Genomic DNA, 15,903 nt, shown 5'->3' with positions numbered 1-15,903 from the left:
TGGGGGGAATTGGGGTCATGCCGCGGGGCGTACGGCCCAGGAAAGCCTGGGTGCGCCTGTCATCACGGCGATTAAACCGTGAATCATAACTTATAATTTCCCCGGAAATAGCGCATAAATGCAGGCTATTCAAGCTTTGTAACGGGTTTGGCATGTGCATACTGCCCAGTCCCGCCCCTCGGCCTCCGCTTCTCGATATTTGCAATCCCCATGGCGCTCAATGACACAGATGTGGCCCGCATTGCCAAGCTGGCCAGAATCGAACTGACCCCGGACCAGCGCGAACACGCGCAGGCCGAGCTCAATGGCATCCTCCACCTGATCGAACGGCTGCAGGCCGTCGACACCCAGGGCGTCGAACCCCTGGCCCACCCGCTGTCGGCCCACGAAGACATCGTGCTGCGCCTGCGCCAGGACGCCGTGACCGAAACCGCCTCGGAGGCCCGCCGCGCAGAGCTGCTGGCCAATGCCCCCGACGCCCAGGACGGTCTTTTCCTGGTCCCCAAGGTTCTCGACTAAGCCATGACCCAACCCGCCCTGCACACCCAATTCGAGGGGATCGCCGCCCTGCGCGCGGCCCTCGCCCAACGCCAGGTCAGCGCCGTCGAGCTGGCGCAAAGCTCGCTGGCGGCCGCCGACGCGGCCAGCGGCCTGAACGCCTTCTTACATATTGACGCCGAATTGACGCTGGCCCAGGCCCGCGCCGCCGACGCCGCGCTGGCCGCCGGCACTGCCGGCCCGCTGGCGGGCGTGCCCATCGCCCACAAGGACGCCTTCGTCACCCGCGGCTGGCGCACCACCGCCGGCAGCAAGATGCTGGACGGCTACGTCAGCCCGTTCGACGCCACCGTGGTCGAACGCCTGCAGGCCGCCGGCGCCGTGTCGCTGGGCAAGCTCAACTGCGACGAATTCGCCATGGGCTCGGGCAACGAAAACTCGGCCTACGGCGTGGTCCGCAACCCCTGGGATCCGGCCGCCGTGCCTGGCGGTTCCTCGGGCGGTTCGGCCGCCGCCGTCGCCGCCCGCCTGGTGGCCGCCACCACCGGCACCGACACCGGCGGCTCGGTGCGCCAGCCCGCCGCGCTGTGCGGCGTCAGCGGCATCAAGCCGACCTACGGCACCGTCTCGCGCTACGGCATGGTCGCCTTCGGCTCCAGCCTGGACCAGGCCGGCCCGCTGGCCCCCAGCAGCCGCGACCTGCTCGAACTGCTGGACGTCATCAGCGGCTTCGACCCGCGCGACGCCACCAGCCTGGAAAAATGCGACGCCGCCGTCAACGAACCGGGCCGCGTGCGGCGCGATTTCGATGCCGCGCAAGGCAAGTTCGACGCCGCCGGCAGCCAGCCCCTGAAGGGCCTGCGCATCGGCGTGCCCGAGGAATACTTCGGCGCCGGCCTGGCGCCGGACGTGGCCGCCGCGGTGCAGGCCGCCCTGGCCCAGTTCGAGGCCCTGGGCGCGGTGCGCGTGCCGGTGTCGCTGCCGCGCACCGAGCTGGCCATCCCCGCCTACTACGTCATCGCCCCCGCCGAAGCGTCCAGCAACCTGGCGCGCTACGACGGCGTGCGCTACGGCCACCGCGCCGCGCAGTATGGCGACCTGAACGAGATGATCAGCCGCTCGCGCGCCGAAGGCTTCGGCGACGAGGTCAAGCGCCGCATCCTGATCGGCACCTACGTGCTGTCGCACGGCTACTACGACGCCTACTACCTGCAGGCCCAGCGTCTGCGCCGCATGATCGCCCAGGACTTCCAGCGCGCCTTCGCCGGCCAGTGCGACGTCATCATGGGTCCGGTGACCCCGACGGTGGCCAAGAACATCGGCGACAACCGCGACGACCCCACCGCCGACTGGCTGGCCGACGTCTACACGCTGGGCGTCAGCCTGGCGGGCCTGCCCGCGATGTCGGTTCCGTGCGGATTCGGCGCCGGCGCAGGAAAGACGCCCCCACGCTCGCCAGGCTCGCTGCCCCCCGAGGGGGCTGCCAGCGCCTTGGGGCGGCCCGGCGGCGCTGGCCGTCCCGTCGGCCTGCAGATCATCGGCAACTACTTCGACGAAGGCCGCCTCCTGGCCATCGCCGACCGCTACCAACAAGTCACGACGTGGCACAAGGCCACGCCGGCCCAGCAGGACGCCTAAGCATGAACTGGGAAATCGTCATCGGCCTGGAAACGCACACCCAGCTTTCCACCGACTCCAAGATCTTTTCGGGCAGCAGCACCGAGTTCGGCGCCGCGCCCAACACCCACGCCAATGAAGTCGACCTGGCGCTGCCGGGCAGCCTGCCGGTCATGAACCGCGGCGCCGCCGAACGCGCCATCCGCTTCGGCCTGGCGGTCGGCGCCGAGATCGCACCGCGCTCGGTGTTCGCGCGCAAGAACTACTTCTACCCCGACCTGCCCAAGGGCTACCAGATCAGCCAGTACGAGCTGCCGGTGGTGGTGGGCGGCTCGCTGTCGTTCTTCGTCGGCGAGGAAGAGAAGACCGTCAACCTGACGCGCGCCCACCTGGAAGAGGACGCGGGCAAGTCGTCGCACGACAACTTCGCCCTGGCCAACGGCGCGCCGGCCAGCGGCATCGACCTGAACCGCGCCGGCACGCCGCTGCTGGAAATCGTCACCGAACCGGAAATGCGCTCGGCCGCCGAGGCCGTGTCCTATGCCCGCGCCCTGCACAGCCTGGTGGTGTGGCTCGGCATCTGCGACGGCAACATGCAGGAAGGCTCGTTCCGCTGCGACGCCAACGTCTCGGTGCGCCCGGTCGGCCAGAAGGAATTCGGCACCCGCACCGAGATCAAGAACGTCAACTCGTTCCGCTTCCTGGAACGCGCCATCACCTATGAGGCGCGGCGCCAGATCGAGCTGATCGAGGACGGCGGCACCGTGGTCCAGGAAACCCGCCTGTACGACGCCGACCGCGACGAGACCCGCAGCATGCGCAGCAAGGAAGACGCGCACGACTACCGCTACTTCCCCGATCCCGACCTGCCCACGCTGGTGATCTCGCGCGAGTGGGTGGACCAGGTCCGCGCCGCCATGCCCGAGCTGCCGGCCGCCCAGCGCGCCCGCTTCGAATCCGAATACGGCCTGCCGGCCTACGACGCCGCCCAGCTGACCGTCAGCCGCGACCTGGCCGCCTACTTCGAAGCCGTGGCGCACGCGCTGCCGGCCGGCCAGGCCAAGCTGGCCGCCAACTGGATCATGGGCGAAGTGGCCGCCACCCTGAACAAGGAAGAAAAGGCCATCGCCGCGGCGCCGGTGCAGGCGCCGGCCCTGGCCGCGCTGATCAACCGCATCATCGACGGCACCATCTCCAACAAGATCGCGCGTGAAGTGTTCGGCGCCATGTGGGCCGGCGAAAACGGCGGCCAGCCCGACGCCATCATCGACGCCCGCGGCCTCAAGCAGATCAGCGACACCGGCGCCATCGGCGCCATGATCGACGAGGTGCTGGCGGCCAATCCGGCCATCGTCGAGGAATACCGCGCCGGCAAGCAGAAGGCGTTCAACTCGCTGGTCGGCCAGATCATGAAGGCCGCGCGCGGCAAGGCCAATCCGCAGCAGGTCAACGACCTGCTCAAGCAGAAGCTGGACAGCTGATCTCCCTGCGCCGTCCCGACCTCGGGGCGGCGTGCAAGATCAGACCCCTCCTAGGGCCGCGGCATCTTGTCGCGGCCTTTTGTTTGGCCAAGAATGATCCGGTCGATTTCGACTGGAGATTTGGCCATGAACGCCCCCTACCTATCCATCCCACGCGAACAAGTTGCGGACCGGCTCGACGAAATGATCCAGGCCGCAAACGATGGCGTGTTCGTTGTCATCACCCAGGACGGTCTGGCGCAAGCGCAGCTCAGGCGGGTCAATCCCCTGATGACCGAGGCGGGTCACAATGCGATAGAAGAACTGAAACGGTTCCCGGGCATCCCGTACACCGACGAAGCCACCTGGTGGTATGCCGTCAAAGGGATCCGCGAATGAAGCTCGTGCTCGATGCCTCGGTCGCGTTGAGCTGGCTGCGATTGCCCAGCCAAACCTGCAGCGAACAGGCGTTTGCCATCCTGGACGACCTGAACGGCGAAGCCGTCCTGGTCCCGCAGATCTGGCCAATGGAAGTGGCTCAAGGCGCCTTGCGCGTCGAGCGGCAGCAGCAGGCCACGGCAGCCACACTGGCCAAATTCTCTGCCGTGCTGAACAGCGTGCCCGTCGTCAACGAATCGCGCCCTTCTACCGCCTGGCTGCCTCAATGCGAGCAGCTCGCCCGCGAACACGGGCTTACCATCTATGACGCCTCGTACCTGGAACTCGCGCTATGGCGCGGCGCCGCGCTGGCCACGTTCGACAAACGTCTGGCGCAGGCGGCCCAGGCGAGCGGCGTGTTGGTCGTCGGGCATGAACCAGCCCACAGGCTCGAAGAACCTGTCCTGCGATACGGCGGCCGGCACTGCCTTGCCGGACTCGCGCTTACTTCACCCCGTACTTCGTCCGGTAGGCCTGCACCGCATCGCGGTGTTCGGCAAACGCGGCGTCGTCCTGCAGCAGCGCCATGATGTCCGCCAGCGAGGCAATCGCCACCACCGGGATGCCGTAGGTCTTGGCCACGTCCTGCACCGCCGAGTGCGCCGACAGCGCGTCGTCGGCACCCGCGCGTTCCATGCGGTCCATGGCGATCAGCACGGCCGCCGGCTCGGCGCCGGCGTTGCGGATGATCTCCACCGACTCACGCACCGAGGTGCCCGCGGTGATCACGTCGTCGATGATGACGACCTTGCCCTTGAGCGGCGCGCCCACCAGGGTGCCGCCTTCGCCGTGGTCCTTGGCTTCCTTGCGGTTGTAGGCGAACGGCACGTCGCTGCGGCCCTGCATCGCCGGATGGCCGGCCAGCGCGACGGCGGTGGCCGTCGCCAGGGGAATGCCCTTGTAGGCCGGGCCGAACAGCATGTCGAAGGCCACGCCCGAGTCCAGCAGCGCCTGGGCGTAGAAGCCCGCCAGCTTGCCGACCGAACCACCGCTGTTGAACAGGCCCGCGTTAAAGAAATAGGGACTGATACGGCCGGACTTGACCTTGAAGCTGCCGAAGCGCAGCACGCCTTCGTTCAGGGCGAAGCGGACAAAATCAAGCGAGGTGGCGGAGGCGGCGTGGGCGGCAGACATGCGAGGAGGATCCGAGAGGTGGCAAACCCCGGCATTTTATCCGTTGTCGGGGCTATTCCCGGGCAACGTCGTCGAGTCGGTTAAATTCCTGGCATTGTTCCGGCCGTTTCCGGCCGCTCTACAGGAGTCCCGCTTTGCTGCGCATCACGTCGATCAACCTCAATGGCATCCGGTCCGCCTTCCGCAAGGGCCTGCAACCCTGGATGGAGAAGCACGCCGCCGACGTGCTGTGCCTGCAGGAAATCAAGGTGTCGGACGAGGACCTGACTGAAGACCTGCGCCACCCTCCCGGCTACACCGGCCACTTCCACCACGCCGTCAAAAAGGGCTACAGCGGCGTCGGCATCTACCTGCGCGACGCGGCCGAGCGCGTCAACATCGGCCTGGGTTGCGAAGAATTCGACCCCGAAGGCCGCGTCATCCGCGCCGACTGGAAGAACCTGTCCGTCATAAGCGCCTACCTGCCGTCGGGCTCCAGCGGTGACGAACGCCAGCAGGCCAAATACCGCTTCCTGGACCGTTTCGGCCCGTGGATCGACGAGCTGATGCACGAACACAAGAAGACCGGCCGCGAATTCATCATCTGCGGCGACTGGAACATCGCCCACAAGGAAATCGACCTCAAGAACTGGAAGGGCAACCTGAAGAACTCCGGTTTCCTGCCCGAGGAACGCGCCTGGCTGACCGACGTGTTCGACAAACGCGGCTTCGTCGACGTGTTCCGCACCATCGACGACCGTCCCGACCAATACACCTGGTGGAGCAACCGCGGCCAGGCCTGGGCCAAGAACGTCGGGTGGCGCATCGACTACCAGATCGCCACGCCGGGCATCGCCGCCCGCGCGCGCAGCGTCGCCATCTACAAGGACGAACGCTTTTCCGACCACGCGCCGCTGACCATCGACTACGACGCGACGCTCTGAAGACGCGGGCGGCGGAAGACGGATTCCGCCGCCCGAGCATGATCCGGCTCAAAATATAATTAGGGACGTATAAAGCGGATCTGGCCCCGCAAGATGAGGACCATATCCCGCCAAAAGGCTGGATTTCCCTATGAGGCGGCGATTCCGCACCGCCCCCCAGATTCCAACAATATTGGGGACATATTAATTTTCCCTGTGAATTCAATGCCTCATGGCTTCTCCTATGAAGCCTCGGGTTCTCCGCCCACTCGTCAAAGCCAAATGCGTCCCCAATAAAATAAGAAAAAAGTGCTTTGATATCAAGGTGATGGCGCAATTTTCGGCTTTGCGCAGGGCAACAAATTGGCCCTACAATCTCGCACCAAGCCGGTGCGCCTTGCACCAATTCGGAGAGCCGACGCCCCAAAACAGCGCATCTCCGCACTCATTCGAAGCACCCCCAAGGAGATCATGTTGAAAGTGCAGCGTCTGGACGACTTCCTGCGTAGCGTCGCCGCGCGCGATCCGCAGCAACCGGAATTCATGCAAGCCGTCCAGGAGGTGATGCTGAGCCTGTGGCCTTTCATCGAAAAGCACCCCCACTACGCCGAGCACGCCCTGCTCGAGCGCCTGGTGGAGCCGGAACGCGTGATCCAGTTCCGCGTGTGTTGGACCGACGACAAGGGTCAGGCGCAGGTCAACCGCGCTTTCCGCATCCAGCACAGCTCGGCCATCGGCCCGTTCAAGGGCGGCATGCGTTTCCACCCCTCGGTGAACCTGTCGATCCTGAAGTTCCTGGCGTTCGAGCAGACCCTGAAGAACTCGCTGACCACGCTGCCCATGGGCGGCGGCAAGGGCGGTTCCGACTTCGACCCCAAGGGCAAGTCCGACGCCGAAGTCATGCGCTTCTGCCAGGCCCTGATGATCGAGTTGTACCGTCACCTGGGTCCGGACACCGACGTGCCGGCCGGCGACATCGGCGTGGGCGCGCGTGAAGTCGGCTTCATGGCCGGCATGATGAAGAAGCTGTCGAACTCCACCGCCAGCGTCTTCACCGGCAAGGGCCTGACCTTCGGCGGCAGCCTGATCCGCCCCGAAGCCACCGGCTACGGCACCGTCTACTTCGCCGAGGAAATGCTCAAGCGCGTCGGCAAGTCGTTCGACGGCCTGCGCGTGTCGGTCTCGGGCTCGGGCAACGTGGCCCAGTACGCCATCGAGAAGGCCATGGCGCTGGGCGCCAAGGTCGTGACGGTGTCCGACTCGAACGGCACGGTGGTCGACGAAGCCGGCTTCAACCATGAGAAGCTGGTGGCGCTGATGCACGTCAAGAACGACCTGCGCGGCCGCCTGGACACCTACGCCCGCCAATTCGGCCTGGTCTATGAACCCGGCAAGCGCCCCTGGCACGTGCCGGTCGATGTGGCACTGCCCTGCGCCACCCAGAACGAACTGGAACTGGCAGACGCCCAGACGCTGATCAAGAACGGCGTGCAGTGCGTGGCCGAAGGCGCCAACATGCCCGCCACCCTGGACGCCGCCAAGGCCTTCATCGCCGCCCGCGTGCTGTACGCTCCGGGCAAGGCCAGCAACGCCGGCGGCGTGGCCGTGTCGGGCCTGGAAATGGCCCAGAACTCGGCCCGCCTGGCCTGGACCCGCGAGGAAGTGGACGCGCGCCTGCACGCCATCATGCGCGACATCCACGAGAACTGCGTGCGCCACGGCCACAGCGAGCGCGAATACGTGAACTACCTGGACGGCGCCAACATCGCCGGCTTCGTCAAGGTCGCGGACGCGATGCGCCAGCAAGGGCTGTACTGATCGACAAGCCGGCGCCCCGTGCGCCGGCTGGCGGCAAAAGCAAGGCGGCAGGCTCGAACAGCCTGCCGCCTTGCTTTATTCCGGACCGCCTGGCGGGATCAGTGCTTCATCGCGCCGTGATCGTGGCTCATGCCGGGATTGTGCGAAGCCGGCTTGACCTTGAACTGCACCGCCACCTCGCCCGCCTTCTCGAACTTCAGCGTGGCCGGCACCGTGGCGCCCTCGGCGAACGGCGCCTTCAGCTTGATGAACATGACGTGGTAGCCGCCCGGGGACAGCTTGACCTCGCCGTTGGCCGGCAGCGCGATGCCGCCCTCGACCTGGCGCATCTTGGCCACGCCGTTGGTGGTTTCGACCGTATGCAGCTCGACGCGCTCGGCGGCGTCGGAAGAGATCGACAGCAGGCGGTCGGCCGTCTTGGCCTCGTTGTCGATGTCCATGTAGCCGGCGCCGTTGGACTGGCCCGGGGCGGACGCGCGCACCCAGAGATCATCGATCTCGACCTCGCCGACCTTGTAGTCCTTGGCCCAGGCCGAACCGGCCGCGCACAGGCCCAGGACGGCGACAGCGGCGAACTTGCGGATGTTCATGGGGTGTTCTCCTATGGGGTTAACGCCGCCGGACCAGGCTGCGGGCGGCTGACAGGACCGAATCCGTCAAGGCTTCCATCGCTTCGGAGTTTACCCGCCAATGCTGCCAATACAGCGGCACGTCCTCCCAGGCGCGCCCCCGCAGCAGCACCAGATGACCTGCGTCAAGGTGCTCCTGCACCAGCGGCAGCGGATTCATGGTCCAGCCCAGCCCGCCCAACGTCGCCTGCACGAAGGCGCGGGTGGACGGCACCCACCAGACCGGCGGTTGCCACGGCGCGGGGTCGGAGATCTTGTGGGCGAAGCGGGCCTGCAGCGCGTCCTTGCGGTTGAACACCAGCACCGGCGCCTGCGCCAGCGTCTGCGCGTTCACGCCCTGCGCGAAATAGCGCTTGTGGAAGGCCGGCGTGCACGTCGCCACATAGCGCATGCTGCCCAGCGCATGGATGCGGCAGCCCTGCACCGGGTCGGCCAGCGTCGTCACCGCGCCCAGCACCGAGCCGTTGCGCAGCAGCGCGGCGGTGTGGTCCTGGTCTTCGGACTGCATGTCGAGCGTGGCGCGGGTGCGGCTGGAGAACTGCAGCGCCGCGTCGACGAACCAGGTCTCCAGGCTGTCGTGGTTGACCGCGATGGGGATGCTGGCGTGCGGTACGTCGTCGTCCGCCACGCCCAGCCGGTTCAGCGCGTCGTGCTCCAGCAGCGCGGTCTGCTCGGCCAGCTGCACCAGCACCTGGCCATCGCCGGTGGCCGCGGCCGGCACGGTGCGCTGGACCAGCAGCCGGCCCATGCGGTCTTCGAGCGCCTTGATCCGCTGCGACACCGCCGACGGCGTCACGCTCAACGCCAGCGCGGCCCGTTCGAAACTGCCTTCGCGCACCACCGCGGCCAGGGCGCGCAGGTTGCCATGATCGATCTTCATATGATTAGTTTTACTTAAGATAGTGAAGGAAAATTAGCTGTATTTCATATTGGCGGCAAGCGAAAATGTTGCATTGCCGGTATGCGCGACGCTGCCGGCCCGGTATCCCAAGCGCCACCACAAGGCGTTGCAGTCAAAAGGTTCGCGTCATGTTCGCCACGTTGTCATCCCCCCTCTTCCTCACCGCCTGGGCCAGCGGCACGGCCACCGGGCTGGGCCTGTTCGCCGTCGTCGGCGCGCAAAGCGCGTTCATCCTGCGCCAGGGATTGATGCGCGCGCACCTGCTGTCCGTGGTCGCCATCTGCGCGCTGATCGACGCCATCTTCATCTTCGCCAGCGTCTCGGGCCTGCAGGCCCTGACCGCCTGGTTCCCGTGGCTGACCACCGCGGTGCTGTGGTTCGGCGTGGCGTTCCTGTCGTGGTACGCGCTGCAGTCGGCGCGCCGCGCCTGGACCGCCACCGGCGGCCTGGCCGCCGCGCGCGACGTGGTGCCCTCGCGCCGCGCCGCGATGCTGGGCGCGCTGGGCTTTTCGCTGCTGAATCCGCATTTCTGGCTCGACATGGTGGTGGTGGGCTCGCTGGCCCACGGCTTCGACGACGCCCGCATGGCGTTTGCCGCCGGCGCCTTCACCGCCAGCCTGCTGTGGCTGGCCGTGCTGGGCATCGGGTCGCGCCTGTTCGCGCGCTTCTTCGCCAGCGCCTCGGCCTGGCGCGTGCTGGACGGCGTCATCGCCGTGGTCATGGCCGGCCTGGCGATCAGCCTGGCGGTCAAGGGCGTCTGACGGCCATGCCCGACGCCGCCTGTCCGGCCGGCCCCGCCCACGCGGGGCCGGCGCGCTACACCGCCACCTTCATCTTCGCCAAGAAGCAGTTCGACGACGACTTCCACCGTCTCGACCAGGCCATCGCCACGGCGGCGCGGACCACCCCGGGCTACCTGGGCGAGGAAGCCTGGGAAGATCCCGCGCGCGGCCTGTACGCCAATGTCTACTACTGGGAATCGCTTGAAGCCCTGGAAGCCCTGATCCGCCACCCTGCCCACCAGCAGGCCAAGGCCGCGCAGTCGCGCTGGCTGGACGGCTACCGGGTGGTCATCGCCCAGGTGCTAAGGGAATACGGGGACGGACTGCCGAGCCCAGCACTTTTATAATCGCCGGGTTGCCACTCTTTCGTCGGGCGCATGGCCGGCCCGCCAGACGATCATGCGCGGACCCTCTCCCTCCAAAGACGTGCGCCTGCCGCCGCTGGCCGCCATCCAGGCCTTCGAGGCGGCCGCCCGGCTCGGCTCGTTCGAGCGCGCCAGCGAAGAACTGTTCGTCACCGCCAGCGCCATCGGCAAGCGCATCGCCGCGCTGGAGGCACAACTGGATGTCACCCTGTTCATCCGCAGCAGCCGCGGCGCCACCCTGAGCGCCGCCGGGCGCGAATACCTGGAACAGGTGCGCACGGCGCTCGACCTGCTGTCGGACGCCTCGCTGCACAAGCGCGGCGAACCCAAGCTGGAACCCCTGCGGGTCGTGTCCACGCCCACCTTCGCCCGCCAGGTGCTGATCCCCGCCCTGCCCGGCTTCACCGCCGCCCATCCGGACGTCGAGCTGGAGATCATGCTGTCCATTCCCTACCTGGACATCATGCCGCCCAACGCCGATGTCTGGATCCGTTTCGGCAGCGGCAAGTACCCCGGCCTGCATGCCCGCCCCCTGACCAGCGACCCCGTGTTCGCCGTGTGCTCGCCGGCCTATCGCGACGCCCATGGCCCGTTCGAACGCCCCCAGGACCTGGCGCGCGCCGCGCTGCTGCGCTGCCCGATGGAGCCCTGGCGCCCGTGGCTGGGCGCGGCGGGACTGGACTGGCCCGAGCCCGCCCGCGGCGTCTGGCTGGTCGACCTGGGCATGATGCTGGCGGCGGCCCGCGCCGGCCAGGGCATCGCCCTGACCCGCCGCACGCTCGCCGCCGAATGGCTCGACGAGGGCAAATTGCTGCGCGTGCTCGACATCGAGACCCCGGGTGAATCGCAGTACCACCTGTGCACCGAAATCTCGCGCCCGCCCGGCGGCGCGGCCCAAGCGTTTTCCCTATGGCTGGCCGAGGTCTGCGAACGCGCATCCCAATGGCCACGCGGCCTGCCGGCCAAGCCGGAATAAATTTCCAGCCCCGGGCGGAAGGAAATTCCGCGCACCATGGCGCATCGCTGGCTAGGATGCGCCGAACATGGCCGCGCCCGGCACGCAACTCGTGCGCCCGTACTAGGTATTTACGCGGAAAAACCCCGCGCGGTCAGATTCGCGTAAGCGATTAAGCAGACAGTCACAACACGCAACACAGGAGCGCGCCACCAACCTCTTTCCTCGCCGCCTGGCGCCGGCACACGGTTTTCCACGCAGTTCTACTAATTACAACGGAGACATCCATGGATTTTCGTTTGAAGCTGCTTGCAGGAACCCTTGCTTTTGCCGTATCGGCCGCGGGCTACGCCGCCGACCCCATCAAGATCGGCGTGGCCGGTCCCTACACCGGGGGCTCGTCCTCCATGGGCGTCAGCATGCGCGACGGCGTGCGCCTGGCCATCGAGGAAATCAACAAGGGCGGCGGCGTGCTCGGCCGGCAACTGGTCGCGGTGGAGCGTGACGACGAAGCCAAGAACGAGCGCGGCGTGCAGATCGCCCAGGAGCTGATCAACAAGGAACAGGTCACGGCCACGGTCGGCTACATCAACACCGGCGTGGCGCTGGCCTCGCAGCGCTTCTACCAGGACGCCAAGATCCCGGTGTTCAACAACGTCGCCACCGGCAGCGTCATCACGCACCAGTTCAAGGCGCCGGAATACCCGGACAACTACGTGTTCCGCAACGCGGCGCACGACAGCATCCAGGCGCCGATGATCGTCGAAGAGGCCGTGACCCGCCGCGGCTTCAAGAAGGTCGCGATCCTGGCCGACTCCACCAACTACGGCCAGCTCGGCCGCGAGGACCTGGAAAAGGCCCTGGACGCCAAGGGCATCAAGCCGGTGGCCGTCGAGAAATTCAACATCAAGGACGTCGACATGACGGCCCAGCTGCTCAAGGCCAAGGCCGCGGGCGCCGAAGCCGTGCTGACCTACGGCATCGGCCCCGAACTGGCGCAGATCGCCAACGGCATGGCCAAGCTGGGCTGGAAGGTGCCGATCATCGGCAGCTGGACGCTGTCGATGGCCAACTACATCGACAACTCCGGCGCCAACGGCGAAGGCGCGCGCATGCCGCAGACCTTCATCCAGGACCCGGACACGCCCAAGCGCAAGGCCTTCATCGACGCCTACCTTGCCAAGTTCAAGCCCAAGAACAACCGCATCGACTCGCCGGTGTCGGCGGCCCAGGGCTATGACTCGATCTTCCTGCTGGCCGCGGCCATCAAGCAGGCCAACTCCACGGACGGCCCGAAGATCCGTGAAGCGCTCGAGAACCTGCAGACGCCCGTCGAAGGCGTGGTGATGACCTACAACAAGCCCTTCACCCACGACAACCACGACGCCATCAGCGCGAAGGAAGTGGTCATCGGCGAGGTCAAGGGCGGCCGCGTGGTCAAGGCCAACTAAGTTCGTCCGCAGCAATGCGGCGGCGGCTGCCCGGCCGCCGCCGCCGGCGTTCCCGCGCGCGGGGACGCCGGCATGCAGTCGCCTGACAACAGCGTTCTGCCCAAGGGGGTTGGGACGGAACACAGCGCCTCACGACACATACCATGATTCTTCTACAGCTTATCTATAGCGGTATCGCGCTAGGCATGATCTATGCCGTCATCGCGTTCGGGTACCAGCTCACCTTCGCCACATCCGGCACCCTGAACTTCGGCCAGGGCGAAGCCCTGATGCTGGGCGCGCTGGTCGGGCTCACGCTGGTCGGACTGGGCGTGAACTACTGGGTCATGATCCCCATCGTCTGCATCTTCGGCTTCGCCCAAGGCGTGCTGGTCGAGCGGGTCGGCGTGCGGCCGGCCATCAAGACGCGGTCGGAATTCGGCTGGATCATGGCCACCATCGCGCTGGGCATCATCTTCAAGAACGTGGCCGAGAACATCTGGGGCCGCGACGACCTGCGCTTTCCCTCGCCGCTGCCCGAGGCGCCGATCGAGGTGCTGGGCGCCAACGTGCTGCCGATGGAACTGCTGGTGGTGTTCGGCGCGCTGGCCATGATGCTGCTGGTGGAAGTGTTCAACCGCAAGTCGATCTACGGCAAGGCCTTCGTCGCCACGTCCAATGACCGCGACGCCGCCGGCCTGATGGGCATCAACACCGGCATGGTGATCACGTTTTCGTATGCCCTGTCGTCGCTGACCGCCGCCTTCGCGGGCGTGCTGGTGGCGCCGCTGACGCTGACCGGCGCCACCATGGGCGCGGTGCTGGGCCTGAAGGCCTTCGCGGTCGCCATCATCGGCGGCCTGTCCAGCGGCATGGGCGTGGTGGTGGGCGGGCTGATCCTGGGGATCGCCGAAACCACGACCGGCTTCTATCTTTCGACGGGGTACAAAGACGTGCCGGGACTGGTCCTGCTGCTGCTCGTACTGACCTTCAAGCCCGCCGGCCTGTTCGGCAAGACCGCGATCAAGAAGGTGTAAGCGATGAAACCCCTGCACCTTCTGCTATCCATCGTGGCCGTGGCCTGCCTGGCCGCCGTGCCGCTGGGCGTGACCAACACGTATTACCTGCACCTGATCGAAACCATCATGATCTATTCGATCCTGCTGTTCGGGCTCGATATCGTGGTGGGCTATACCGGCCAGGTGTCGCTGGGCCACGCCGGCCTGTTCGGCATCGGCTCCTACGTGGCCGGCGTGCTGTTCTTCCATCTGCAGATGCCGATCTGGGTAACGCTGCCGGCGGCCATCCTGATCGCGGCGGCATTCGGCGCGGTGCTGGCGTTGCCGGCGCTGCGGGTCACCGGGCCGTACCTGGCGATGGTGACGCTGGCGTTCGGCACCATCATCCAGATCCTGATCAACGAGATGACCTTCATGACCGAAGGCCCGCTCGGCATCAAGATTCCCAAGCCGTCGATCGGCGGGCACATCCTGACCAAGAGCGAGTACTTCTGGCTGGTGGCGGCGTTGCTGGTGCTGTCGCTGATCGTGGTGCACCGTATCCTCAAGTCGCACCTGGGCCGCTCGTTCGAGGCCCTGCGCGACAGCCCGATCGCGTCGGACTGCATGGGCGTGTCGGTCTACCGGCACAAGGTATTCGCCTTCGTCATCAGCGCCGGCTTCGCCGGCCTGGCGGGCGCGCTGTACTCGTATTCCGAGCAGTACATCTCGCCCAACACCTACAACTTCGAACTGACCATCCTGTTCCTGCTGGCCATCATCATGGGCGGACGCAAGAGCCGCACCGGCGCGCTGCTGGGCGCGTCGATCATCGTGCTGCTGCCCAAGATGCTGGACGATATCGGCACCTTCCGCCTGATCGCGCTGGGCGTGGCGATCCTGGTGACGGTGGGCAGCGCCATCGCCATCTCCAAGGGCCGCACCGAGGCCCGCCGGGTGGCGGTGCCGGTGGTCGGCACCATCCTGCTGGCGATCTTCTCGTACTGGCTGGACGCGGTGACCGACTGGCGCCTGACGATCTTCGGCGCCATGATCCTGTTCGTCGTGTACTACCTGCCCGACGGCATCGTCGGCTTCGTGCGCAACCTGTTCTTCTCGACCCGCCGCGCGGCGCTGTCGGTCAAGAAGGACCTGGTCAAGGAGCAGGAGGCGGTCGTGCCTGAAAGCGCCCAAGGCCAGGGCGAAACCCTGCTGACGGCCAAACAGGTGCTGATGCAGTTCGGCGGCCTGAAGGCGCTGAACCAGGTCGACCTGACCGTCAAGCGCGGCACCATCCACGGGCTGATCGGGCCGAACGGCTCGGGCAAGAGCACCATGATGAACGTGCTGACCGGCATCTACGTACCGACGGCCGGCTCGGTGGAATTCTCGGGCAAGTCGCTGGTGGGCCTGGCGCCGGCCGACATCGCCGCCTCGGGCATCGCCCGCACGTTCCAGAACGTGCAGCTGTTCGGCGAGATGACGGCGCTGGAGAACGTGCTGGTGGGCCTGCACCACACTTTCACCACCGGCCTGGCGGGCATCGCGCTGCGCACGCCGAAGTGGAAGGGCGAGGAACAAGGCGCCCGCGCCCGCGCGCTGGCGCTGCTGGAGTTCGTCGGCCTGGAAGGCATGGCGAACGAGGAGGCGCGCAACCTGCCCTACGGCAAGCAGCGCCTGCTGGAGATCGCCCGCGCGCTGGCGCTGGATCCGCAGCTGCTGTTGCTGGACGAACCGGCGGCCGGCCTGACGGCGCCCGACATCGTCGAGCTGCTGGCCATCATCCGCAAGGTGCGCGACCACGGCATCACGCTGATCCTGATCGAGCACCACATGGATGTGGTGATGGGAGTGTGCGACACCGTGTCGGTGCTGGACTTCGGCCAGAAGATCGCCGAGGGGCTGCCCAACGAAGTGCAGAGCAACGCCAAGGTTATCGAGGCGTATCTGGGCGGCGCGCCCGCCTGACGCCAAGG

Annotated in this window: 16 protein-coding genes; 13 read left to right on the top strand and 3 right to left on the bottom strand. The window is 66.8% G+C overall.

Translation table 11 applies throughout. The features are described from left to right. The first annotated feature begins 210 nt into the window (after positions 1–210). The 5 genes from gatC (at position 211) to AOZ53_RS33385 (ending at position 4,543) form a co-directional block, all read left to right on the top strand. Positions 211–519: an Asp-tRNA(Asn)/Glu-tRNA(Gln) amidotransferase subunit GatC gene (gatC, locus tag AOZ53_RS11120; RefSeq protein ID WP_054430700.1), complete on the top strand. Its 309-nt coding sequence runs from the start codon at positions 211–213 to the stop codon at positions 517–519. Positions 520–522: 3 nt separating this feature from the next. After that, positions 523–2,136, top strand: coding sequence for an Asp-tRNA(Asn)/Glu-tRNA(Gln) amidotransferase subunit GatA (gene gatA / locus AOZ53_RS11115; protein ID WP_054430701.1), 1,614 nt, complete (start codon positions 523–525; stop codon positions 2,134–2,136). Positions 2,137–2,138: 2 nt separating this feature from the next. Beyond that, positions 2,139–3,596, top strand: coding sequence for an Asp-tRNA(Asn)/Glu-tRNA(Gln) amidotransferase subunit GatB (gene gatB, locus AOZ53_RS11110; protein WP_054474466.1), 1,458 nt, complete (start codon positions 2,139–2,141; stop codon positions 3,594–3,596). A gap of 126 nt (positions 3,597–3,722) precedes the next feature. Beyond that, complete coding sequence (locus AOZ53_RS11105) at positions 3,723–3,974, top strand: hypothetical protein (RefSeq protein ID WP_054430703.1); 252 nt, start codon at positions 3,723–3,725, stop codon at positions 3,972–3,974. Next, positions 3,971–4,543, top strand: a complete 573-nt coding sequence (locus AOZ53_RS33385) for a type II toxin-antitoxin system VapC family toxin (RefSeq protein WP_082385599.1) — start codon at positions 3,971–3,973, stop codon at positions 4,541–4,543. Before AOZ53_RS11105 ends, AOZ53_RS33385 begins: the two co-directional genes overlap by 4 nt. Here the strand turns inward: AOZ53_RS33385 and pyrE are convergent. After that, positions 4,458–5,147 (bottom strand): orotate phosphoribosyltransferase, encoded by a 690-nt coding sequence (gene pyrE / locus AOZ53_RS11100; protein ID WP_054430704.1) that lies wholly within the window; start codon positions 5,145–5,147, stop codon positions 4,458–4,460. The two genes, AOZ53_RS33385 and pyrE, sit on opposite strands and share 86 nt — an antisense overlap. A gap of 134 nt (positions 5,148–5,281) precedes the next feature. On the opposite strand from pyrE, the gene AOZ53_RS11095 reads away from it, so the two are divergent. Beyond that, positions 5,282–6,070, top strand: coding sequence for an exodeoxyribonuclease III (locus tag AOZ53_RS11095; RefSeq protein WP_054430705.1), 789 nt, complete (start codon positions 5,282–5,284; stop codon positions 6,068–6,070). A 450-nt stretch (positions 6,071–6,520) separates the two neighbouring features. Beyond that, positions 6,521–7,867 carry an NADP-specific glutamate dehydrogenase gene (gene gdhA / locus AOZ53_RS11090; protein ID WP_054430706.1) on the top strand — a complete coding sequence of 449 codons (1,347 nt, stop codon included), beginning with the start codon at positions 6,521–6,523 and terminating at the stop codon, positions 7,865–7,867. Positions 7,868–7,965: 98 nt separating this feature from the next. On the opposite strand, the gene AOZ53_RS11085 is transcribed toward gdhA, so the two are convergent. After that, a complete protein-coding gene (locus tag AOZ53_RS11085) occupies positions 7,966–8,457 on the bottom strand; it encodes a copper chaperone PCu(A)C (RefSeq protein WP_054487825.1) in 492 nt (163 codons plus the stop codon). A gap of 19 nt (positions 8,458–8,476) precedes the next feature. Then, positions 8,477–9,376, bottom strand: coding sequence for a LysR family transcriptional regulator ArgP (locus AOZ53_RS11080; RefSeq protein WP_006391839.1), 900 nt, complete (start codon positions 9,374–9,376; stop codon positions 8,477–8,479). A gap of 149 nt (positions 9,377–9,525) precedes the next feature. Between AOZ53_RS11080 and AOZ53_RS11075 the strand changes: the two genes are divergently transcribed. The 6 genes from AOZ53_RS11075 to AOZ53_RS11050 all read left to right on the top strand — a co-directional run bounded on the left by AOZ53_RS11075 (position 9,526) and on the right by AOZ53_RS11050 (position 15,895). Further along, a complete protein-coding gene (locus tag AOZ53_RS11075) occupies positions 9,526–10,158 on the top strand; it encodes a LysE/ArgO family amino acid transporter (protein WP_049076948.1) in 633 nt (210 codons plus the stop codon). 5 nt (positions 10,159–10,163) lie between these two features. Next, the gene (locus AOZ53_RS11070; RefSeq protein ID WP_054474469.1) at positions 10,164–10,526 is read left to right on the top strand and encodes an antibiotic biosynthesis monooxygenase family protein; all 363 of its coding nucleotides are present in this window, start codon (positions 10,164–10,166) and stop codon (positions 10,524–10,526) included. Positions 10,527–10,578: 52 nt separating this feature from the next. Then, the gene (locus AOZ53_RS11065; RefSeq protein ID WP_054430709.1) at positions 10,579–11,520 is read left to right on the top strand and encodes a LysR substrate-binding domain-containing protein; all 942 of its coding nucleotides are present in this window, start codon (positions 10,579–10,581) and stop codon (positions 11,518–11,520) included. A gap of 266 nt (positions 11,521–11,786) precedes the next feature. Further along, the gene (locus AOZ53_RS11060) at positions 11,787–12,950 is read left to right on the top strand and encodes an ABC transporter substrate-binding protein (protein ID WP_054430710.1); all 1,164 of its coding nucleotides are present in this window, start codon (positions 11,787–11,789) and stop codon (positions 12,948–12,950) included. A gap of 143 nt (positions 12,951–13,093) precedes the next feature. Then, positions 13,094–13,966 (top strand): branched-chain amino acid ABC transporter permease, encoded by an 873-nt coding sequence (locus tag AOZ53_RS11055; protein WP_054430711.1) that lies wholly within the window; start codon positions 13,094–13,096, stop codon positions 13,964–13,966. Between the two features lie 3 nt (positions 13,967–13,969). Further along, positions 13,970–15,895, top strand: coding sequence for a branched-chain amino acid ABC transporter ATP-binding protein/permease (locus tag AOZ53_RS11050; RefSeq protein WP_054430712.1), 1,926 nt, complete (start codon positions 13,970–13,972; stop codon positions 15,893–15,895). The last annotated feature ends 8 nt before the right edge of the window (positions 15,896–15,903 follow it).

This window comes from Achromobacter sp. 2789STDY5608621 (genome assembly GCF_001299375.1).
GTDB lineage: Bacteria > Pseudomonadota > Gammaproteobacteria > Burkholderiales > Burkholderiaceae_B > Achromobacter > Achromobacter insuavis.
The sequence above is the reverse complement of the archived record's forward strand: the minus strand, read 5'-3'. Positions and strand labels throughout refer to the sequence as shown.